General features: G+C 45.8%; 21 protein-coding genes. 8 read left to right on the top strand and 13 right to left on the bottom strand.

Annotated features, from left to right (window positions below; all coding sequences use genetic code 11):
* Positions 1-367 precede the first annotated feature (367 nt).
* On the bottom strand, positions 368-871 hold the full coding sequence (locus LIX84_RS09930) for a DUF2850 domain-containing protein (RefSeq protein WP_054866862.1): 504 nt from the start codon (positions 869-871) through the stop codon (positions 368-370).
* A 325-nt stretch (positions 872-1,196) separates the two neighbouring features.
* Here LIX84_RS09930 and ppnP point away from each other — a divergent pair, with 325 nt between their 5' ends.
* Together ppnP and LIX84_RS09920 are read left to right on the top strand one after the other, a co-directional pair.
* Positions 1,197-1,481, top strand: a complete 285-nt coding sequence (gene ppnP / locus LIX84_RS09925) for a pyrimidine/purine nucleoside phosphorylase (RefSeq protein ID WP_005392006.1) — start codon at positions 1,197-1,199, stop codon at positions 1,479-1,481.
* Between the two features lie 131 nt (positions 1,482-1,612).
* Positions 1,613-1,894, top strand: coding sequence for a hypothetical protein (locus tag LIX84_RS09920; protein WP_005392005.1), 282 nt, complete (start codon positions 1,613-1,615; stop codon positions 1,892-1,894).
* Positions 1,895-1,897: 3 nt separating this feature from the next.
* Here LIX84_RS09920 and LIX84_RS09915 read toward each other — a convergent pair whose 3' ends face one another.
* Complete coding sequence (locus LIX84_RS09915) at positions 1,898-3,046, bottom strand: GGDEF domain-containing protein (protein ID WP_145472491.1); 1,149 nt, start codon at positions 3,044-3,046, stop codon at positions 1,898-1,900.
* A 533-nt stretch (positions 3,047-3,579) separates the two neighbouring features.
* On the opposite strand from LIX84_RS09915, the gene LIX84_RS09910 reads away from it, so the two are divergent.
* The gene (locus LIX84_RS09910; protein ID WP_104970335.1) at positions 3,580-4,920 is read left to right on the top strand and encodes an MATE family efflux transporter; all 1,341 of its coding nucleotides are present in this window, start codon (positions 3,580-3,582) and stop codon (positions 4,918-4,920) included.
* 97 nt (positions 4,921-5,017) lie between these two features.
* Here LIX84_RS09910 and LIX84_RS09905 read toward each other — a convergent pair whose 3' ends face one another.
* From LIX84_RS09905 to LIX84_RS09895, 3 genes are all read right to left on the bottom strand, one after another.
* The gene (locus tag LIX84_RS09905) at positions 5,018-6,697 is read right to left on the bottom strand and encodes an RluA family pseudouridine synthase (protein WP_226421194.1); all 1,680 of its coding nucleotides are present in this window, start codon (positions 6,695-6,697) and stop codon (positions 5,018-5,020) included.
* Positions 6,698-6,814: 117 nt separating this feature from the next.
* Positions 6,815-7,435, bottom strand: a complete 621-nt coding sequence (locus LIX84_RS09900; protein WP_226421193.1) for a DsbA family protein — start codon at positions 7,433-7,435, stop codon at positions 6,815-6,817.
* Positions 7,429-8,295, bottom strand: coding sequence for an MBL fold metallo-hydrolase (locus LIX84_RS09895; protein WP_047009745.1), 867 nt, complete (start codon positions 8,293-8,295; stop codon positions 7,429-7,431). Before LIX84_RS09895 ends, LIX84_RS09900 begins: the two co-directional genes overlap by 7 nt.
* A gap of 126 nt (positions 8,296-8,421) precedes the next feature.
* Between LIX84_RS09895 and LIX84_RS09890 the strand changes: the two genes are divergently transcribed.
* Complete coding sequence (locus LIX84_RS09890; RefSeq protein ID WP_005391995.1) at positions 8,422-9,309, top strand: LysR family transcriptional regulator; 888 nt, start codon at positions 8,422-8,424, stop codon at positions 9,307-9,309.
* Between the two features lie 95 nt (positions 9,310-9,404).
* The gene (locus LIX84_RS09885) at positions 9,405-10,208 is read left to right on the top strand and encodes an HAD family hydrolase (protein ID WP_226421192.1); all 804 of its coding nucleotides are present in this window, start codon (positions 9,405-9,407) and stop codon (positions 10,206-10,208) included.
* A 108-nt stretch (positions 10,209-10,316) separates the two neighbouring features.
* Here the strand turns inward: LIX84_RS09885 and LIX84_RS09880 are convergent, their stop codons facing one another.
* The 5 genes from LIX84_RS09880 to LIX84_RS09860 all read right to left on the bottom strand — a co-directional run bounded on the left by LIX84_RS09880 (position 10,317) and on the right by LIX84_RS09860 (position 14,790).
* Entirely contained in the window at positions 10,317-10,721 is a 405-nt protein-coding gene (locus LIX84_RS09880) for a hypothetical protein (protein WP_226421191.1), read from the bottom strand.
* Positions 10,722-10,730: 9 nt separating this feature from the next.
* A complete protein-coding gene (locus LIX84_RS09875; RefSeq protein ID WP_226421190.1) occupies positions 10,731-11,828 on the bottom strand; it encodes a GGDEF domain-containing protein in 1,098 nt (365 codons plus the stop codon).
* 5 nt (positions 11,829-11,833) lie between these two features.
* Positions 11,834-12,289, bottom strand: coding sequence for an oxidoreductase (locus tag LIX84_RS09870; protein ID WP_226421408.1), 456 nt, complete (start codon positions 12,287-12,289; stop codon positions 11,834-11,836).
* Between the two features lie 451 nt (positions 12,290-12,740).
* Positions 12,741-13,580: an S-formylglutathione hydrolase gene (gene fghA, locus LIX84_RS09865; RefSeq protein ID WP_226421189.1), complete on the bottom strand. Its 840-nt coding sequence runs from the start codon at positions 13,578-13,580 to the stop codon at positions 12,741-12,743.
* Positions 13,581-13,641: 61 nt separating this feature from the next.
* On the bottom strand, positions 13,642-14,790 hold the full coding sequence (locus LIX84_RS09860) for an S-(hydroxymethyl)glutathione dehydrogenase/class III alcohol dehydrogenase (RefSeq protein ID WP_005391984.1): 1,149 nt from the start codon (positions 14,788-14,790) through the stop codon (positions 13,642-13,644).
* Between the two features lie 293 nt (positions 14,791-15,083).
* On the opposite strand from LIX84_RS09860, the gene LIX84_RS09855 reads away from it, so the two are divergent.
* Positions 15,084-15,890 carry an arylamine N-acetyltransferase family protein gene (locus tag LIX84_RS09855; RefSeq protein ID WP_046875599.1) on the top strand — a complete coding sequence of 269 codons (807 nt, stop codon included), beginning with the start codon at positions 15,084-15,086 and terminating at the stop codon, positions 15,888-15,890.
* A gap of 80 nt (positions 15,891-15,970) precedes the next feature.
* Complete coding sequence (locus tag LIX84_RS09850) at positions 15,971-16,843, top strand: LysR family transcriptional regulator (RefSeq protein ID WP_020841645.1); 873 nt, start codon at positions 15,971-15,973, stop codon at positions 16,841-16,843.
* 99 nt (positions 16,844-16,942) lie between these two features.
* Here LIX84_RS09850 and LIX84_RS09845 read toward each other — a convergent pair whose 3' ends face one another.
* The 3 genes from LIX84_RS09845 to LIX84_RS09835 form a co-directional block, all read right to left on the bottom strand.
* Positions 16,943-17,716, bottom strand: a complete 774-nt coding sequence (locus LIX84_RS09845; protein ID WP_226421188.1) for a siderophore-interacting protein — start codon at positions 17,714-17,716, stop codon at positions 16,943-16,945.
* A 211-nt stretch (positions 17,717-17,927) separates the two neighbouring features.
* A complete protein-coding gene (locus tag LIX84_RS09840; protein ID WP_226421187.1) occupies positions 17,928-19,850 on the bottom strand; it encodes a S9 family peptidase in 1,923 nt (640 codons plus the stop codon).
* A gap of 255 nt (positions 19,851-20,105) precedes the next feature.
* Positions 20,106-20,690, bottom strand: a complete 585-nt coding sequence (locus LIX84_RS09835) for a LysE family translocator (protein ID WP_006740964.1) — start codon at positions 20,688-20,690, stop codon at positions 20,106-20,108.
* 114 nt (positions 20,691-20,804) lie between these two features.
* On the opposite strand from LIX84_RS09835, the gene LIX84_RS09830 reads away from it, so the two are divergent.
* Positions 20,805-21,245 carry an Lrp/AsnC family transcriptional regulator gene (locus tag LIX84_RS09830; RefSeq protein WP_031813570.1) on the top strand — a complete coding sequence of 147 codons (441 nt, stop codon included), beginning with the start codon at positions 20,805-20,807 and terminating at the stop codon, positions 21,243-21,245.
* The last annotated feature ends 21 nt before the right edge of the window (positions 21,246-21,266 follow it).

Here is a 21,266-nt window from a genome sequence, read left to right as displayed (position 1 = left end):
CTTCTCTCTCAATCCTTGGATTCATGTTCTACCTAGAACATAGGCTGCTCTTGCACCAGATAAGATGATTGGATTTACTCCATGTGCAAAAGCATCACACTCAGCATTTCAGAGAGTTTTTTTTCGTCAAAAAAAATTAAGACGGTTTTCGAGGCACTTGAGAGAACTTAACTAAAACTCGCACTCTGTTACACAGAAAGTGTCAGACTGAGTCAATAATTTATAAAATCTCAGCAGAAACTAAAATTATTGTTTACTCAGTATCGGGTGGGATAAATGCGATGAATACCTTATTTCATTGTTTATTAAGGTTTTGTTTCATCGAAGTAGAAAGAGAATTGAAAGGAGAAATAGCCGTGAAGACGTGCTAGTCACGGCTGAAATGTTCACTTAATGCAGCGCGACGTTTTGAAGCCGCTCCGGTTTCTGAGCCTTGAACGGTATGCTCAAACCCCTTACGGATGAATCGTTGATCTGGAATAAGAGGCTCAATACGGCGAATCTGAGGTGAAAGGTGAGAGCCCGAGATCTGGTACGCGGTTTTTCCTAATCCAGTGTTCAACGTGATGACCTTTCCATCGAATTCAAATTCTGTCGTGATGAGTCGATGGTTTCGATATACCCCATCCTCTGTGAAAGTCAGACGTTCTGTTTGGTAGGGTGGCGCGCCGATCTCAATCCACTCGCCGTAGACTTTTTCCGGGTCAATATGGTCTTGATAGGATAGGTGGATTTGATAGCTGAAAAACGTCAAAAGACCCACCCCGAAAACGGCAAATGCGCTTTTGAGGACTTTGGATTGGTGGCGAGCCCAAAATGAAAGTTTTGGTTCCTGTCTTGTTTTCCGCCTTCGGCGAGCTGAGTCCGTCATTGGTCTACTTTTCTTCCCTTTTTTAATATGGTGGAAACCTTCCTTCTCAAAAACAAACAATCCCGTCATTAAGACTAAGAAATTATGATCTAATGTCCACTTTTACATTCGGATACACTCTTATTGATGGTTTTATTGTTTGCTAGCGTTAACTAATTCACCGACTTTATCTCACTAATTACGTCGTCTGGTTAAGCCTAGAAAAAGGTAGCCTCGCTCAGTAGCAAAGGATGTGCTTTATAACGTTGGCTTAATGGCTTTCAGAGCTTGAGTAACAGGAAGAAACAAGGTAAAAAAGAGCGGACTTTTGATAAGGAAACCAATAATGAGTATTAAGGAAAATAGCTATTTTGCAGGTAGTGTAAAATCACTAGGCTTTAACCAGAATGATCAGGACGTTAGCGTTGGTGTAATGCTTCCTGGTGAATACACGTTCGGCACTCAAGCGCCTGAGCGTATGACGGTTGTAAAAGGTGCACTTGTGGTCAAGCGTGTCGGCGAGAGTGATTGGACGACTTACCAAAGTGGTGAGTTTTTTGAAGTGGAAGGGAACTCTTCGTTTGAGCTTCAAGTGAAAGACGCGACTGCGTATTTATGTGAGTACTTCTAAAGCGTCCTTTTTGCCTGTAATAAAGCCACCTTCGGGTGGTTTTTTCGTCTATGTCCTTCACTTATAACGCATCTTTTGGTTATTTGGGTATATACTTAATAAAAATGTACCCATCGACCAGGGAGGAAGTGATGGCAGTACAACGCAAGCATTCTGATCTCCCTCCTCGTTACGAGGACAAAGATCTCACCAATGAGCAAAGACATCGTTTTACCGAGGTCGCCAATGCAGCCCATAAGAGACGTGAATTCTATCGACGTGCTCTAGGGAAAGGCTTAATGGGCAAAGTGAAGGACCGTGCGTTTAAAGGCCAATTCAGTCGCCAGCAAGATAAGCCGAGCAGAGTGTTGCAAGCTGTGTGGCTAATCGTATTTCTGGTGCTGGGGCTATGGGTGATGCATGTATTCGCTTAACCATTAGCAAGCTTCTGATACAGTCGGTGTTTCAGAGGCTGACTTCTCTTCGGTATTGCAGTGCTCGTAATACGCGTATTGGTTTTTCCCTGTGTGTTTAGCCGCATACATTGCTTTATCTGCGCACCGAGTCAATTCAGATAAATCCTTCGCATCTTGTTTGTAGATAGCAGCGCCCACACTCATCGTTAACTCGTTAATCATATCGTAGCTTCGGTAGCCTTTTGGGAATAGATTCACAATACGCTTCAAAATGCTATCGAGGTCATTTTTACTGTTTATGTCGTAGAGCATGAGCACAAACTCGTCGCCCGCAAATCGAGCGATGGAGTAGTCGTGTTTGTCGGTTTTTCTGTCTTTATGGCGAACATTGTTTTTTAATCGAGTTGCAAAGGCTTGAAGCACTTGGTCACCAATATCGTGTCCGTAGGTGTCGTTAATATGTTTGAAGTTATCAATATCTAGGAAGACCAGAGCAGTGATACTGTCATCAGATGAATGGTTGATCTCATCGAGCTTTGCACGTGCCCAAGTTTCAAAGCTCCAGCGGTTGGCAAGCCCTGTGAGTTGGTCAAAATACGCCAACTCTTCAATCCCTTCACGATAAAGTGTTTGAATGTAGTTGAGGACTTTTGTGTAGTAATACGAGAATGTGTGACACACAAATGCAGTTGCTATCAGGGTCAGCATAAATCGTCGTTCTATGATGTCACTGGCTGTTGGTAGCCGATCTAAAAAAACGACGCCAAAAAAGATCAGTAAGATATAGGTGCCACTAAACAGCAGACCGACTTTAAACTCATTGATCAGCACCAGAGTGGCGACAATGGGGTATAGCCATAGCAGTTTGCCTGAGGGGGCATCGTTATACAGAAGTAGCAATAACCCTTCGAACATCAAAACTGCACTCAGCCATAGGTCGGCATATTGATGATGTCGTTGAACCTTTATCACATAACTGATACCTAAACAGGCTAAGGCACACAGAGCATGGAAAAAGCTTAATCCCCAATTATCCTCAAACAATTGAGCAATGGAGCCATAAGTTAAACATGCCGCGGCAATACTGGAGCATAAAAAGACAATTTTCTTTTTTCTTGTTGAGCGGATATCCGCCATTTCCTCTAAGCGTGCTCCAGCCAATGTCGACATTACGTATCCTTGCTTAATTAACGTGTACGCTTATTCTAGGCGGTATTTTAGCGATAAATAGAACAACAAAGTTTCCAAATGTGATGTCAGTCATTTTTAGTATGGGCCTAGAAGTGTGGTTTGGTGAGAGTGCTCAAAGCACAACAAAGGCTTATAAAGTTTTCCATGGCGGATCTTTATGGTTTCAGATGGTTCGATTAATAACTCAAAGTAATGCATTTCCACCGCTGTATTTGCAGGATCTATCCTGACTCAACTCTGTTGGGACTAGCATGAACTGCGCCTTCTACCTATTGAGCTCATTGTTCGTCAATCGATGATCTCTAAGTTCCGTCAATGAGTTTTTCGTTGTGAAAAAGCATTAGAAATATTTTTCCGAAACAGAGCGAAATATTGTTGTCGTTGTGACCAATATGCGACTAGAATCCGCGCTAAATCACGACCTCATATCGAGCTTCATTCGAGTTACTCTTTTTCCAAACTGCTTCACACATTTTGTGAGGCAGTTTTTAGTTGTAGGAAAGGTTAAAAACATGCCTAAAAGCCAAAACATCAACCAACGAATGTCCATCGTGGCATTGGCTTGGCCGATTCTTGTCGAAATTTTGCTACGGACGGCTTTAGGAACCAGTGACGTGTTCATGCTGAGTGGCTACTCAGACAAAGCGGTATCCGCTGTTGGTGTGATCACGCAGATTACCTTTTTCTTAATCATCGTTTCGACGTTTGTCAGCAGCGGAACGGGGATTTTGATTGCCCAATACAACGGCGCTGGGCGCGAGCAAGAGTCTGTGAACGTCGGCGTTGCAAGTATTGCGCTGTCCGTGATTGTCGGTGCGTTCTTGAGTGTGATTGCCGTGCTTGGCGCGATATTCCTGCTCCCGTATTACGGTTTGGAGGCACAAGTCGAGCAATACGCACGTGAATATCTGCTGATCAGCGGTGCGATGACGTTTAACGTTACGATTGGCGTTGTTTTTACGACCATTCTGCGTAGCCATGGCTATTCACGCTCTCCAATGGTGGTGAACTTGATCTCGGGTGTGTTCAACATCATTGGTAACTATATTGCGCTTTACCAGCCATTCGGTTTACCTGTGTATGGTGTGCAAGGTGTAGCAATAGCAACCGTCGTCAGCCAAGTCATCGGTACGTTAATGTTATGGTTTATTCTAGCTCGCAGCAGCATTGAACTACCAATGTCGACCATGAAACAAGTGCCCGCAGAAATTTACAAAAAGATCTTAAAAATCGGCGGTATGAACGCGGGTGAAGTGCTGTCTTACAACGTGGCGCAAATCTGCATTGTGTACTTTGTGGTGCAAATGGGGACGGCATCGTTGGCAGCTTTCACTTATGCGCAAAACATTGCCCGTTTCTCGTTTGCTTTCGCGTTGGCAATTGGTCAGGCAGCGCAAATTCAGACTGGTTACTACATCGGTAAAGGTTGGGTGAGCAGCATTTTAAAACGTGTACAAATCTACTTCTTAGTGGGATTTGTGGCATCAACGGCGGCAACCACGCTGATTTACCTGTTTAGAGAAGAGATTCTGCGCGTATTTACCGATCAACCAGAAATACTCGCATTGGCAGGCTCGTTAGTCATGGGCTCAATTTTGCTCGAGGCCGGACGTGTGTTTAACCTGATTTTTATCGCGGGGCTCAAAGGCGCGGGTGACATCAAGTTCCCAGTGCAAATGGGGATTTTGAGTATGTGGGGACTAGGCGTGTTTTTCTCCTACATCTTTGGCATCCACATGGGTTATGGCGTTTTAGGGGCTTGGATGGCAATCGCTCTCGATGAATGGGTGCGTGGTATCATCATGGCAAGGCGTTGGCGCTCTCAGGTGTGGACCAAGTTTAAGGTGAGCTAACGGTTTTCGGTATCGCGCATCACGCTTATTCTGTTGTTAGAAACCCAAAAAGGCACTGTTAGTCAGTGCCTTTTTGTTATTTAAAATCTGGAAGAAGTTAGAACTCGCACTCAGCTCTGAACACCATGCGCTCTTTGCTGTATGGATGATCCAGCTCTAGCATCTCAGCATGCAGGTGTAAGCGATTCGCTTTTTCGCCGTATAAACCATCACCAACCATCGGCATGTTTAACCCCATGTGATGAGCACTGTGTACACGTAGTTGGTGAGTTCGCCCGGTTTTCGGATACATGTATACCTTGCTGCGTCCATCTTTGACTTCAATCAGTTGCCAGTAGGTTTCTGCATGTTTACCGTGTTCAAAACACACCAACTGACGTGGGCGATCGTCGGGGTCGCCACGCATTGGCAGTGAAATTTCCCCTTCCGGCGCGTTCAATACGCCTTCGAGCAGTGCCATATAACGTTTTTGTACGCCGCGAGCCATAAACTGTTTTTGCAGACTTTTGTTCGCGCGTTTAGTTAAGGCAAACACCAAAATGCCAGAGGTCGCCATGTCGAGGCGATGAATCACAAACGGCCCTTCCACATCAGGGAACATCGCTTGTAGGCGCGTATAAGCAGAGTCTTTGATGGTTTTACCCGGCACTGAAAGTAAGCCCGAGGGCTTGTTGACGACGACCATAGCGTCGTCTTGGTAGATTATCTCTAGCTCTTTGTCTTCTGCCCAATTCTCCGCCAATGGGTTGGGTTCGACATCCAGCCCTTGCATCATATGGCCTAAAATCGGCTGACATTTGCTGTTGCACGATGGGTAGAATTTTTTGTGTTGGCGAACCTCAGACTTTGGCGAAACACCCCACCAAAATTCTGCCAGCGCCAGCGGTTTGAATCTGTGTTTAAATGCGTATTGGAGCAGTTTTGGCGCAGCACATTCCCCCGCACCTGCTGGTGGGATTGGGTTTGTGGTGTCCGCAAAAATGTCCACCAAGTCGCGTGTTTCGCCATGGCTGTTTAGGAAGCGGTATTGTTTATGCAGTTTGTGCTGTAAAGCGTTGGAGAGCGTCTTGCGCTGCTCTTTCAGGTGAGCAAGTTGCTGCTCTAACTCGGCCAATCGTGCTTCTTTGGTTGCAAGCTTTTCATCCCACGCTTGCTTTAAGTATTTGAGAACATTTTTCTCGGCGACACTTTGCTTACCCAACTCATCCAACAAGATTTTGAGATCATCGGCATTGAGCGTTTGCTCGCCCTGTTGGCGCTGTCGTTTGCGTGCGGCGCGGCCATCAATCATCACTTGGCGCTGTGTTTGCTCCTCTTGCTGATAAGCGGCTCGGTCGGCTTGGATTTGCGCTTTAAGATCTGCCAATTCCGGATTCGCAGCACAGGTTTTGTACTCCGCATTGGCGGCGTTGATGGCATCCGTTTCTGCGCGGAAGAAGCCTTCATCGGTCAGCATGTCGTACACAGGAGGGACAAATCTTGGAATCAAGTTTTGGTCGGCAATTTTGCCAGAAAACGCACTTAAAAAGCCGAGCTCGCCTTGAGGGCTTTTTACCAGCAATACGCCAAACATTTTGCCTCGCCCCGTTTCTTCATTAACCAAACCAAAATCGTGTTCGAAGTCGGTTTGCGCTAATAAGTGCTGTTGCAATTGCTTTGCGGCCATAACGCAAAGAGGATGCGGCGTGTAGTAGAACGGAAACGTAAACTGCGTTGGTAATTCATAGTCAGAAGTATCAGCAGTAAAACGTGTAAAACAATGTTCAGGCGAGTGCATGGTGGGTATCCGCGCGAGTAAAAATTCGAGCGAGGATTGTACCTGTTTGAGTCAGGATTGCCATGTCGGTGTGTGCACTCGCTCTTGGATTAAGGACAAGAGCGAGTGGGGAAGAGTTTATTGCAGTTTTTGTAATGCAAGCTTCCACTGTGCCGGTTTGTCGTAGTAGGCCGAGTGCGGCAAGGTCAAGTACTCGCCATTTACTTCTGCAATCAGGGTTGGATAACCACCAACGTGTAACTGGCGCATCAACTGTCGGCTAGAGCGAATTCTCTCGTTTAGCTCGGCTTCGCTTAACGTCATGTTTTGCTCCCACGCATCGTTTGCTAAACCTAGCGATTCTGCAATGGCTTTGAGCGTCGATGCATCATTCACTTTTAACCCGAGCTGATAATGCGCGGATTGGATGGCCTTTAGCATGTGCCATGGATTCAGCCCCATTTTCTCCGCACTCAAGATCGCTTGTGTTGGTAGATAAGAATCAAGAACAAACGCATCTTCGCTTTTCACGCGTTGCAGATATGCCTCACCAAACGTTGCTCCCGTTTCGGTTGCGATACGAGCGTCACTGTTGATGATGTGCTGACGAAATTCAGGCTCAATCGCGCGTTTCTCAATCATACCGCCGGGATGAAGCACCACCTTAAATTGAGAGGTGTCCATCAAGGCTTCGATAAGTGGTGATGCCCCGTAGCACCAACCACACATGGGATCGAAGAAGTAATGCACGGTTACCATGTCATTTCACCAGTATGCACTTTCGCACCGATTTCTAACGCGATTGGCAATTGAGCTTCTGGATATTTCGCTGACATGGTGTCAATGAGTTGAGCACTGTTATTGCTGTGTTTTTTCGCTTGCTGAAAATCCTGCAAGTATTGTTGCGAGTAGCGAATGGTGTCTGCGTTCAGCTTTGTGCCTGCTTTCATGTGACCAGGAATGACCACTTGAGGTTTAAGCGCAAGCATCTCGCTAAGCTGCTGCTCCCAAGCATTGATAGCGGTTTGGTCAGCGGCATCTGCCATCCATAAATGCACGTTTGAGTACACGGCTACGTTACCTAGAATCGCTTTGTTATCTGGAATCCATAGGTAAGGGCGGTGTGCTGATGTGCCATGGTTACCACGGATTTCAATCTTATGACCTTCTAGCTCTAATGATGCTTTGTCGTATGCGACAGGGATCACTGGTTTTACCGGTGCGTTTGCGCCAAGTTTTGGTCCCCAGTACGCCAGCTTTCCAGCCAACTTCTCTTTAATAATTTTTTGAACCGCTGGCGTTGTGATGATCTGCGCATCAGGGAACTGTTGGTGTAAGGCCTCTGCGCCAAAGTAGTAATCTGGGTCCGCTTGGCTGATGAAAATGGTTTTAAGCGTTTTGCCTGAGTCCAACACTTTGGCGGCAATGCGCATCGCGTCAGCTTTGGTGAAGCCAGTGTCGATGACCATGGCATCAGTCTCACCGTATACCAAGGTTGAGTTAACGTGGAAGCTGTTACCATCGGCGTTGTAAACCTCAAGAGTAAGGGGAGAGTGGTTTGCCGCTAGAGCAGGGCTTGCCATTAAAATGGATGCAGCAATCAAAGTGAATTTTTTCATAATAAGCTCCTAAAGAATTTGGGGCCAAGCGACGATGGCTTGGGAACGGGAGCTATATTAGAAAATTGATACGCTCGGAAAAATACACAATAATGTGCATCACTATTTCTTATTTCGAGCAAATGTATGGACAGAGTAACGGCAGCAAAAGTATTTGTGGATGTGGTGTATTCTGGCAGTTTTACCGCGACCGCAGAACGGTTAGACATGTCTCGGCCAATGGTGACTCGTTATGTAGAGGCGATGGAGAACTGGCTACAAACTCGTTTGTTGCACCGCACTACGCGCAAGGTGTCACTCACCACCGCAGGGGAGCGCAGCTTGCCTCAGATTGAGCGCTGGTTAAAACAGGCCGATACGTTGACGTCGAACATTGCCGTTGATGGTGAGCTGTCCGGAAAAATCCGTCTCGCGTCTAGCACTTCATTTGGGTTTTCACAGTTGATCCCAGCCGTAAACAGTTTTATGCAAAAGCACCCCAAAGTGCATATCGACATAGATCTGCAAGATTCAGTGAGTGATCTAACCGAGCAACGTATCGATCTGGCAATCCGAATTGCGTCAGATCCCGATCCTTCTTTGATTGGTAAGCCGATTGCGGTGTGTGAATCGGTGTTGGTGGCATCACCGCAATACTTGCAAACTCATCGCGCGATCGCGCATCCGCGAGATTTATCTTCACACGACTGTTTGGGTTACAAAAACTTTGAGCGTCACGTGTGGCATTTGTCTCAGGGCGACCAGTTCGAATCGGTGGGAATTGAGTGTCGCCTAACCAGCAATGAGGCCACGGCGTTATTGCATGGCGCTTTGCAAGGCATGGGTATTTCGATGCTGCCAACCTATTTGAGCAATATCTATCTGCAATCGGGTCAGCTTGAGTCGGTGTTGCCGGATTGGAAGCCAAATGATCTCAACATTTACGCGCTTTATTCATCGCGTAAACACTTGTCTCCTGCGGTGAGAGCCTTCATCGATCACAGTGAAGATTACTTTAAACAGCACCCTTGGTAATCGCGAAAGGCGTCGTCATCCCGACTTGAGATTCATACAAGATCCTGTACCTTACATGGATATATTTTTCGCAGCGTCATTTAGAGTTTTAGTTAATGTCACAAGTTCGCATCAAATTTATTGCTTCCGATATGGATGGCACTTTGCTTGACCAATACGGTCGTTTGGATCCAGAGTTTTTCGACCTGTTTTTGCAACTGGAAGAGCAAGGCATTTTGTTCTCCGCTGCGTCTGGTCGTCAGTATTACAGCCTGCGTGACACGTTTGCGCCAATCAAAGATCGAGTGTTGTATGTGGCCGAAAACGGCACCTTGGTGATGTACCAAGACAAAGAGCTCTACAGTTGCACCATTCCTAAAGCGGAAGTGGCGGAGATTGTGAAAGCGGCTCGTGAAATTGACGGGGCGAACATCGTATTGTGTGGCAAGCGCTCGGCGTACATCGAAACGCATGATCAGCAATCGCTGGAAGAATTTCAAAAGTACTACCACCGCTGTGAATACGTGCCGGATTTGCTTGAGGTCGAAGACGAGTTTATTAAGGTGGCAATTTGCCACTTTGACGGTTCGGAAGAGCTCCTGTTCCCGACCATGAACGCGAAGTTTGGCGCAACGCATAAAGTCGTGGTGAGTGCAAAAATTTGGCTGGATGTGATGAATGCCGAGGCCTCTAAAGGCGCGGCCATTCAGCACCTTCAAGAGACGATGAATTTTACTCCGGCAGAAACCATGACGTTTGGTGATTACCTCAACGACCTCGAAATGCTGCAAGTCAGTGAGCATTCGTACGCGGTTGCCAATGCGCATGACGAGATTAAGAAAATCGCTCGTTATTCTGCGCCAAGCAACCAAGAGGCTGGGGTACTCAAAGTGATTAAAGAGAAAGTGTTAGCGAAGTAACATTCATCCGTTCAACGGTACTTTCTTCTAAACGTAAAAAGCCCCGCAGTGTATGCGGGGCTTTGTTTTTTTGTGTGGTGGGAGGGGGGGTAGTAATGTTCCCGTTTTTTAGCGCACGTACTTAGCGGTTGCGCTGACTAAAAAATGCTGCAGCTTTCCGTCCGGTTTTTGCACCCACAAGTCGTTGTGGTATTGGTAGATACGGCCATTGACGGTCACAGACAAGGTATTATCACCCGTTTGTTCCATGCGAATAAACTGATCCGAAGTGACCAAAAACGGCTCTTGCTCTTCAATGCTCTGGCCCGTTGCCAATACGAAGTAGCCGAATCGGTTGCCAGCATCCGGATCGGTTGAGTAGATTCGATGCCCAACGAGGCTGTAGTCATCGTTGAGTGCCTGCTCAAGCGTTTTTTGCCTGATGGTTTCGTGCGATGGAATAAATACCCAAGCCAACACACCTGCCGCAATGACTGCCAGTAGAAGCAGTATTTGCATGAACTTTCTCATCATAAATACCGTTTAACGTTGAAATTTCATTTTGTACATGCGCTTATCCGCTATGCTGATAAGAAAGTCAACATTGTTACTGTCTTTTGGGTATTGGGCTAAGCCCATGCTGGTTGATAGTGTTGCGACGTTGTCGGAGTTTAGTATTGGCGCATCAAATACCGCATTGATATGCTCACGAACGCCTTCTTCATCAACATGATCCCCTTCGAGGATGACGGCGAACTCATCGCCTCCCATGCGATAGACGGTAAAATCATTCAACGCCATAGATTTAAGCCGTCTAGCAATTTCACGCAGTACGGTGTCTCCCACTTGATGACCGTGTGTATCGTTGACGCTTTTAAAACCATTTAAATCTAAAATCCACAGAGAAAAAGGCCTTTTCTCTTGAGTGAGCTCATTCAGGTTGATAAATAGTGCATTGCGATTTCCAAGATGAGTCAGTGGGTCGCTGAGCGCCAGTTTTCTATGGAAATGGGATTCACGATAAAAGAAATAAGTCAGAGACAGGATCGACAAAACGAACGTAGCAAACAGCATATACTGCGCTTGCATTAACCGTTGCGTTTCTCCTTTCTGAGCCTCATAGACTTTGCTGCTTAGGCGAAAGTTCTGATTAACGAAATCGACCAAGCTTAAGTACAGTGTTTGAGTGGATCGATAAAATTGAGCCGCAGCTTGGCTATCGCCAGTTCTTGCTTCAACTAATTGCGCTTCCAGCCCCTGAAATTCCTCAAAAAGATCAATGAAATACTGATGCATATTATTTCGAGAGAAAAAAGTGTAGGCTTCATTACTACTAATTAATAAATCGAATCTACTCCAGGCCAATTCATATTGTAGCTCTGCACCGTCGATATTTAATACATTTTCATCGACTCGTCTCGCTTCACCGACAAGTTCCGAAAGCTCTTTAGAGAGTTGGAATAAAAACCAGGTTGCTTGTTTTTGCTCATTATTAAAGTTTTGTGACAGTGCGCGTGTCTGCTGCAGAAGCAATACATTTGCGAGAAGCAAAGAAGTGGCAAACACCACAAGCAACATTTTACTGGTTGTAGAGTATTGTGGTGCTCTCTGCTTTTGATGGGTGGGTTCTGATAACTTCATTCTTATTATTTTGCTTTCATCTCATTTACTTGCCAGACCATTTGCGCGTGATATTTATTGTAGTTGAGCTCAGGATAGAGACTAAGAGAGTATATTACCCAAAATGGCCCCTTATTCCTGACTTTTATATAGTGTTGGTCTTGTTGGTAAGCCAGTATTGGTTGGTATCTAAGAATGTCTTGTCGAGACAGTGTCGAGTGATAGTCATTCAAGCTACTGACATCAACTTGTTCTGGCACTTTGCCATAGACGTGGGTGAGGAGCGTGCTAAGTTTGACCCCAAGAAATTCAGAAGAAGCAGGGACCCAAGGCAGCGTGGTTGTGTAGCTGGTGGTTGGTAAAGATTGAATCTCTTCCAGTTTTAATGTGACACTAGGTTGTTGGCTACTGCTAAACACGATCGTACTTGCAGATAAGAATGGCGCAACAAAAAACAGACCTAGCGCGACTATCTTTTTCATCATATGCCCTTTGAGTTTTATTCTTTTTTCTGAGCTAGGACAAAGGTGCTAGCGGTACTTTATTTGTAATTGTAATAATAGAGCCAACCGGATGAGATTTTATAATATGTTATGTTTGAAAAGTAACTGTCGGTTTACTGTACGTCAAGGTTATTAAGTGACTTCTTAATTAAAAGGTCAGAAATATTCGTTATTATTTCGCTCTATAACGAATTCGTGTCAGTTCGCAGATTTTTAATGGAAATTAATCCTATTTTCAACCGATGAATTGTATTGTGAATGAGAATTAGAAGGGTTAATGATTGAGGTACAAGCAAATCCGATTTCATCCTTACATTGTTCTCTATCTTTATTCCAATGTTATTTAAGATTGGTATGTTAATACGCACCAAAAATAAAGCCACCTAGGTAGGTGACTTTATTTTTTAATTCATCAAGTTACTTCTATGAATTAGGCAAACAAATACTTCGCATGGAAGTTGAGATGATCGTCAATAAAGCTTGAGATGAAATAATAGCTATGGTCATAACCAGATTGCATTCTTAAGTTCAGGTTTGAATCATGAACTTTTGCTGCAGCAACCAGCGCTTCTGGCCTAAGTTGCTCGTTAAGGAAGCCATCAGCATCACCTTGATCAACCAAAATAGGAAGTGGTGATGGTTTTTGCTTGAGAAGCTCACTTGCATCGTATTGCTTCCAGCTCTCAATATCTTTGCCTAAGTAAGCAGTAAAGGCTTTTTGTCCCCAAGGGCATTGGACTGGGTTACAGATAGGGCTAAACGCCGATATTGAGCGATATTGTTCTGCGTTTTTCAGACCAATGGTTAATGCTCCGTGACCTCCCATGCTGTGCCCAGAAATGGATTTTACTTCTGAGACAGGGAAATTGCTTTCAATGATCTCTGGTAACTCTTTCGTCACGTAATCGTACATGAAGTAATGCAGTGACCAAGGTGCTTGAGTCGCATTAAGGTAAAAGCCAGCTCCTTTACCCAGGTCATAGTTTTCATCGTCAGCGATACCTTCGCCTCTTGGACTCGTGTCCGGAGCAATGATCGCAATGCCAAGCTCGGCCGCCATACGAAATGCGCCCGCTTTCTGCATAAAGTTTTCATCGGTGCAGGTTAAGCCCGACAACCAGTACAAAGTGGGTACGGGGTTCGATTTAGTGGCATTCGGTGGTAAGAAAATCGCAAAGCGCATCGTGCAGTTTAGGGCTTTGGATTCGTGTGTATATTGTTTGTGCCAACCGCCAAACACTTTGGTTTGGCTTACATTTTCAATGGTCATGAATAAACTCTCTAACAACAGAATGAATTCAGGCTCCCCAAAAGGAGAGCCTGAGGCAGCATTATTGATCCATATGAATAACAGTACGGATGCTCTTACCTTCGTGCATCAGATCAAACGCTTTGTTTACGTCAGCCAATCCCATTGTATGAGTAATGAACTCTTGCAAGCCAAACTCACCAGCCATGTAACGGTTTACGATTTCTGGAAGCTCAGAGCGGCCTTTAACACCACCGAAAGCCGAGCCACGCCATACACGACCAGTTACTAGCTGGAATGGACGAGTTGAGATCTCCTGACCTGCACCCGCAACACCGATGATCACCGACTCACCCCAACCTTTGTGACAACATTCAAGTGCTTGACGCATCACGTTTACGTTACCGATACACTCGAATGAGTAGTCAACACCACCGTCAGTCATTTCAACAATCACTTCTTGGATAGGCTTATCGAATTTCTGTGGGTTAATCACATCGGTTGCGCCTAGCTGTTTTGCAAGATCGAATTTGCTTTCGTTGATATCGATACCGATGATGCGGCTTGCACCCACCATGCGTGCACCGATGATCGCTGAAAGACCGATACCACCCAGACCGAATATCGCAACCGTGTCGCCTTTTTCAACTTTTGCCGTATTCATAACTGCGCCCATACCGGTTGTTACGCCACAACCTAACAGACACACTTCTTCAAGTGGTGCGTCTTTGTTTACTTTCGCTAGCGAGATTTCAGGGAGTACCGTGTACTCAGAGAAAGTAGAACAACCCATGTAGTGGAAGATGGTTTCACCGTTGATAGAAAAACGGCTTGTACCATCGGGCATCAGACCTTTACCTTGTGTTTCACGCACGGCCTGACAAAGGTTGGTTTTGCCCGATTTACAGAACTTACACTCGCCACATTCAGCGGTGTAAAGAGGAATCACGTGGTCGCCAACCTCAACGCTGGTAACGCCTTCGCCCACCATTTCAACAATACCGCCACCTTCGTGACCAAGAATAGAAGGGAAGATGCCTTCTGGATCGTCGCCTGACAGAGTGAACGCATCAGTATGACAAACACCTGTCGCGACGATGCGCACTAGCACTTCACCCGCTTTAGGAAGCTGTACATCCACTTCTTCCATTTTCAGTGGTTCGCCAGCGGCCCATGCAACCATTGCCTTGGATTTGATGTGAGTTTGACCAGGTTTGATTTCAACAGTCATTGGATTTTCCTTTATATTCTCAGTATATGGAGTGACGTAATAAGCGTAGTTAAGGTTTGCTTACTGCGCTGCGTCATTTTGTTGGTATCTATTCTAGGTGTTTCAATAAAAATGATAATCCGTCCATTTTGAAAATGATTTTTACATATACGTAATAATAGTAAGGTAAGCAGATTATAAGAGTGTGATGCCTCCTCAACGCGGAAGGGAAAGCGGAAAAGGCAGTTGACCTGAAGTTAGGTAGAGGGGCTAGAGTAGAACGCAATCAACCCATCAGCGAAGTAAGAGTGATTATGAACAAGACGGATCTGAATGCCTATTTAACCAAGCTCGGTTTGCCAAGAGAGCTACCTGCCGATTTAGAAACATTACATAAAGTACACGTGGCACAGCACCGCAGCCTGCCGTTTGAGAACTTTGATATTGCGTTGCAGCGCGGCATCTCTGTTGAGATTGAAGACATCATTCAAAAAACGGTGTATCACTCTCGCGGTGGTTACTGTTTTGAATTGAATGGTTTAATGCTTGAGGTACTCAATACTCTCGGATTTGAAGCACGCAGTTTACTAGGGCGTGTGCATGTGTCGGGCACACCAACTGGCCGTAGTCATCAAATCACGTTGGTAACGCTGGATGAACAAGCATGGATTGTTGATGTGGGCTTTGGCTCCAATACGCCGCGCGCGCCATTGCCGTTTATCCTCAACCAAGTGATTCAAACGGATTTACAAACCTTCCGCTTTGTCGAAGATGCTCAGTTTGGTTACTTCCTTCAAGTGTTGTCAACGGACGGAACGGACACGTGGAACAACCTTTATAGCTTCGATTTAGAGTTTGTATTTGCGGGTGATATCGCGTGTGGCAACTTTTTTACCTCCACTTCTCCTCACTCGCGTTTTACCAGTGCAAGAGTCGCGGCGAAAGCAACAGAAAGTGGGTTGGTGACATTGCTTAACTACACACTCAAATACACCAGCCAAGGTGAGCAGACAGAATTGGAGTTAGAGCCGGGCCAAGCCTATTTGGATGCATTGAAAGAATACTTCGGCATTGAGCTTGATGCGCAGTACGGCGATCTTCGTCCGTTGCCTGATGCGTAAAATTCTCCCGTTTTCAAAGCGTAGCGCGACGAGAACATTTTCATCACTATTTGTCTAAAAGAGGTCGACAGGAATACAGCATGGCGAATTGGGAAGGGGTCAGCGAATTTGTTGCTGTGGCAGAAACCAACAGTTTTACCGGAGCAGCAGCTAAGCTGAAAACATCGGTGGCACAAATCAGTCGTCGGGTATCAGCACTTGAAGAACGACTTGCGGTGAAATTGCTGCATCGCACGACGCGAAAAGTCTCCCTGTCTGAAGCCGGACAACTCTATTACCAGCAGTGTAAACATTTGGTGGAAGGGTTAGAACTGGCCGAGCTTGCCGTAACGCAAATGCAGACCGAACCGCGCGGTTTACTGCGCGTGACGGCTCCTGTGACGTATGGGGAAATGAACCTCGCGCCGCTTTTGCATCAGTTTTTGGAAAAGTACCCGCGTGTGGATCTCGATTTAGTGCTGACCAACCAAAAGCTGGATTTGATTGAGCAAGGTGTGGACGTGGCGATTCGTCTTGGCCGCTTGCAAGATTCCAGCATGATTGCCAAGCGTCTTTCCTCACGTCAAACCTACGTGTGTGCCAGTCCGATGTACTTGGAGCGTTTTGGTGAGCCACATACGTTGTCGGAATTGGGACGGCATCAGTGCTTGGTTGGCTCGGTCGACTATTGGCACTTTAAAGAAAATAAACGCGATAAGTCTTTGCGCGTGTCGGGAAGGATTAAATGCAACAGCGGTTTTGCTTTGGTGGACGCAGCGAAACGCGGTCTGGGTTTAGTGCAGCTGCCGGATTACTACGTTCAAGAAGCGTTAGACAGTGGTGAGTTGGTCGAGGTGCTGACCGATTACCGCGACGATCGCGAAGGCATTTGGGCACTGTATCCGCAAAGTCGCAATTTGTCGCCAAAAGTTAGGTTGTTGATCGACTTTTTGGCGCAAGAGCTTGTTGATTAGCGGCTTAAAGTGCCTCATTACAAGGTATGTTGCTAAAACGCCCGGTGATGCCGGGCGTTTTTATTGGGATGAGAGCTGGAATCGAAAAGACATGAATCACTATTGATTGGATTCCGCGTCTTCACGTTTAATCACTTTGTGCCCGTCTTCCGACACGCCTTGCTTCCAATAGCTGCTGATGTAGATATTCTCGCGATCGACTTCTTTCTCGTTGCGGAAGTATTGGCGTAGCGCGCGCATTGAATCGAACTCACAGGCACACCATACTGCGGCGTCCCCATCTAGCCATTTTTGTTCGCGTACCGCTTCTGCTAGGGTTTGACCTTCTGTAAGCCAAATTAGCTCCATACCAGCTGGTGCGTGCAGAGGCTGGATGTCTGCCGCAGACATCACACTGATCACGGCGTAGCCTTTTGCCTCTTCTGGTAGCGTACGAATTTTCGCAGAAAGCGCTGGAAGTGCCGTCATATCGGCAGCCATAAAGAACCAGTCAGCCTCGGTATTCAAATTAGAGATACTGCCTGGACCTACGATATTAATCGTATCGCCTTTTTGTGCGGCCATCGCCCAACGCGCGGCAAAGCCACACTGTAAATCTTGTGTGGTGTGGCGGACAAAATCTACTTCGATGGTGTGTGTTTCCGGATGGAAACGACGAATAGTATAGGTTCGCATTAATGGTCGGTCATCGTCGCTTAGCGTGCTCAAATCGGTACTGCCCATCTCATTGAACAATAGCTTGATGTAGCTACCTTCGCAGTCGCGTGGAAACTGGCTTAGCGCTTCACCTTGCAAAGTAATACGCTGCATATTTGGGGTAATTGTCTCTGTATCTGTGACAACAATCGTTTTAGGTTGAGGCTTCTTCTTCATCTTTGACTCTACTCGATAATTATTCTCTTTCTCATTTAAGGTTATCAAGATCTCTCATAAGAGGGTAGTGTCTTTATATAAATTTACACTGTGAATTGAGCTGGATTATTGGAGTATTGAAGTGGTACTGGGGACTGGGGCGAGCAAAATACGTAGAAAAAATAAGAAAGGGCACGCCAACATGCCCTTTCGAACTTAGCGATGTAAAGGCTTACTGAGTCTGCTCAAGTAAATGTGTTTTTAGGAATCTATCCATCGCTTGGTAACCATCAAGACGGTTCTCTAAAGAGCGGAATCCGTGCCCCTCATTTTCCTTCACGATGTATTCGACCTCGACGCCTCGTTCACGCAGTGCATTAACGATTTGGTCTGACTCGCTCTTCACCACGCGTGGATCTTGTGCTCCCTGTAGAACCAATAAGGGTGCCTTAATTTGGTCGACATGGAACACTGGTGAGTAGGCTTTCATCATTTTCGCGTCTTCAGGATCATTCGGATTGCCTACTTGCTCGTGTAACATTGCAAGGAATGGTGCCCAATAAGGTGGAATGGAGTCCATAAAGGTAAATAAGTTAGATACGCCAACGTAGTCGATTCCGCACTTATATAAATCCGGAGTGAATGTCACCCCAGCCAGAGTTGCGTAGCCGCCATAAGAGGCACCATAAATACATACGTTGCCATCTTGTGCGTAACCTTGTTCGGTAGCCCATTTGACACCGTCGGTAATGTCATCCTGCATGGATTGTCCCCATTGCTTGAACGACTTCTCCCAAAACTCGCGACCATAACCAGTTGAGCCCCTGAAGTTCATTTGCAGCACTGCGATACCACGGTTAGCGAATAATTGTACCTCAGGCTGAAATCCCCAGTGATCACGAGCCCATGGACCGCCGTGTGGGAGCACAAGCAAAGGCAGATCTTTGGCCTCTCGACCCTTCGGCAGCGTTAGGTACCCATGAATGGTTTCTCCATCGCGAGCGGTGTATTGGATAGGCGTCATCTTCGCCATATGTTCTGGCTTATGCCATGGAGCGTTTTCTGCCAATTTCTCCAATTTGTCTGCTTTACGATCGTAGAAGTAGTAATTTGGTCGATCGACATCGCTGTAGGTGACGACAATCATTTTACTTTCATCTCGCGTCGCACTGGTTACAGAAATTTCTACATTTGGCAGTTTCTCTGAGAGGCGTTCGAAGGTTTGTTGGTAGGAATCATCTAAGAAGTGATAGTGGTTTTTATCTGTCACGTAAGAGACTGAAACCAGCTTATTAAGCGCTTCAGAGTAATGAGCGCTATTCACGTCAACTTCCGGGTGAGAGAAGATTTCTCGTATTTCTTTATTGGCTTTTACATCGTATTCAACGATGGCTGATTTATCACGCGTAATTCGTGATGCCACATATAAGTTTTTGTTGTCCGGCGTGAATGAAATGGGGCTAAAGCTCTCTTTGAAAGTGAGATTTTTTAGCGGCTTAAATTCATCTTCAACCGTATCGCGATATAAAACGGAGGTATTAACACCATCTGATGTGGTGATGACACGAATGTTGCCATCGTGATCGGTACCCCATGAGCGCACATTGCCCGGGTTTTGCGCGACGAGAGTATTTTCGTCTGTTTTTAGATTATGTCGATAGACATCAAAGACTTGCGGGTTACGCTCGTTACTCGAAATCAAAATGTCATCGGGTTGATTGTCTAGCGTGTCGATGACGTATGCCACAACACCGGATGTCGGTGTGATGGTTTTCTCTTCGCCTGTTTTGACATTAACCGTCACGAGATAAAAGTTCTCATCTCCTCCCGTATCACGAGAGTAAATTACGGTGTCTTCGCCAACCCAGTAGTAGTATGCGATGTCACGCCCTATTACGGATGTGACGCGTTTTATCTGATCGGGGTTATCTGTGGGATAAACAAAGACGTTCTTACGGTCTTGCCATGGCTTCATCATTGAGATGTAGTCACCAGCAGGAGAGATTTGATAGCTAGAAACTTCGCTGTTTTTAAAGAAATAATCCACTGGATACTCGGGTGGAATGACTTCAGCATTGGTTGTGGTGGATGTTTGACTGCAACCCGCCAATAATAATCCAAAAGTGGCAGCAAGAATAAGCTTGCGAGTGTGCATTATGTAACGCTCCTTGTGTAAAGGACCTTAAGCTCATGAGCTTTTGGCCAGGGTGATAGATTCATCGCAGTTACTGCGAGCAAGCAACGAACATTAAAATAGCTGTGGCTTATGATTAGTGTGCTTTTAATAAATAGCGCATTGCTTCGCTACTATGACCCTGGCATTGTCCAAAAGTGGCGTTAGATTGTGATTATTGATTCAGTATCTACCTGAACTTTGTATTAGATCACGGTTTTACGGCTATTTTGTCCTCTATATCATTGGGATAGTCGACAGCAGTAAAAGCGCTGCCATCCCATAGTTAAACCCTTTTACACGCCTAGATGTGGTCAACCAGCGTTGAAGTTGCATGCCTGCCGCGGTCCAAAATGTTACCGATGGCAAGTTAGCTAAGCAGAAGATACCCGCGATAAAAGTCAGTTCAAGCCAAGAACCGCCACTGGTGTATACCGTAATGGCCGTCAACGCCATCGACCAACCCTTCGGGTTCACCCATTGGAATGCCACCGCCCCTAAAAAAGACATTGGGCGAAAATCGTGTTTTGCTTCGGTTTTGCCGCTCGTGGCGATTTTGTACGTCAAGTACAGCAAATAACTCAAGCTCAATACTTTCAAAATGGAGTGAGTAATCGGGTAAGCGTTGAAGAGACTCATCAAACCAATGCCCACCAAAATTAACATGGCACCAAAGCCGAAGGTAATGCCCAACATGTGTGGGATAGTGCGTTTAAAGCCGACATTTGCCCCTGAGGTCATCAACATAATGTTATTGGGACCCGGCGTAAAAGTGGAGACAAAAGCGAACAACGCCAAAGCGCCCAGTTGATGATATTCCATAGATTGTTCCTTGAATCAGTTCTCGATAAGTTGAGAACAACTATAAGTAGAACTGAGGTCAATATTGTGCTTTTATTTGATGATTAGAAACTAAATAAGCAATGAAACATCATCATGGATAGATTTGACGAAAGAATATTGCAAGTGCTCAAGCGGGACGGAAGAATCTCCAATGTAGAGCTGTCGGAACGCGTTGGCTTATCTCCGTCTGCAACCTTACGTCGAGTGCAAGATTTAGAGCGTAAAGGCGTGATAAAAGGCTACCGAGCGGTGCTGGATAATCAGCAACTTGGCGTGGGTTTTGTCGCTTATGTGTCGATTGGTTTGGCCTCGCACTCTAAGCAAGCACAGCTTGGTTTTGAAGAACACGTGCGCTTTGTGGATGAAGTGGTGGAATGTCACAATATTACGGGAGCCAACGAATATTTAATACGCGTAGAAACGCAAAATTTAGCCGCATATAAAGCGTTCCATGCCGATGTACTGGGTGAGTGTGAGCACGTCAAGTCGATCACAACCATGGTGGTAATGGACACACCGAAAGACGAACGTTAGTCGGTCAAGAATGGCATGGTT

Source organism: Vibrio sp. E14 (assembly GCF_020515785.1).
Taxonomy (GTDB): domain Bacteria; phylum Pseudomonadota; class Gammaproteobacteria; order Enterobacterales; family Vibrionaceae; genus Vibrio; species Vibrio diabolicus.
This window is presented reverse-complemented; position numbering and strand designations above follow the sequence as displayed.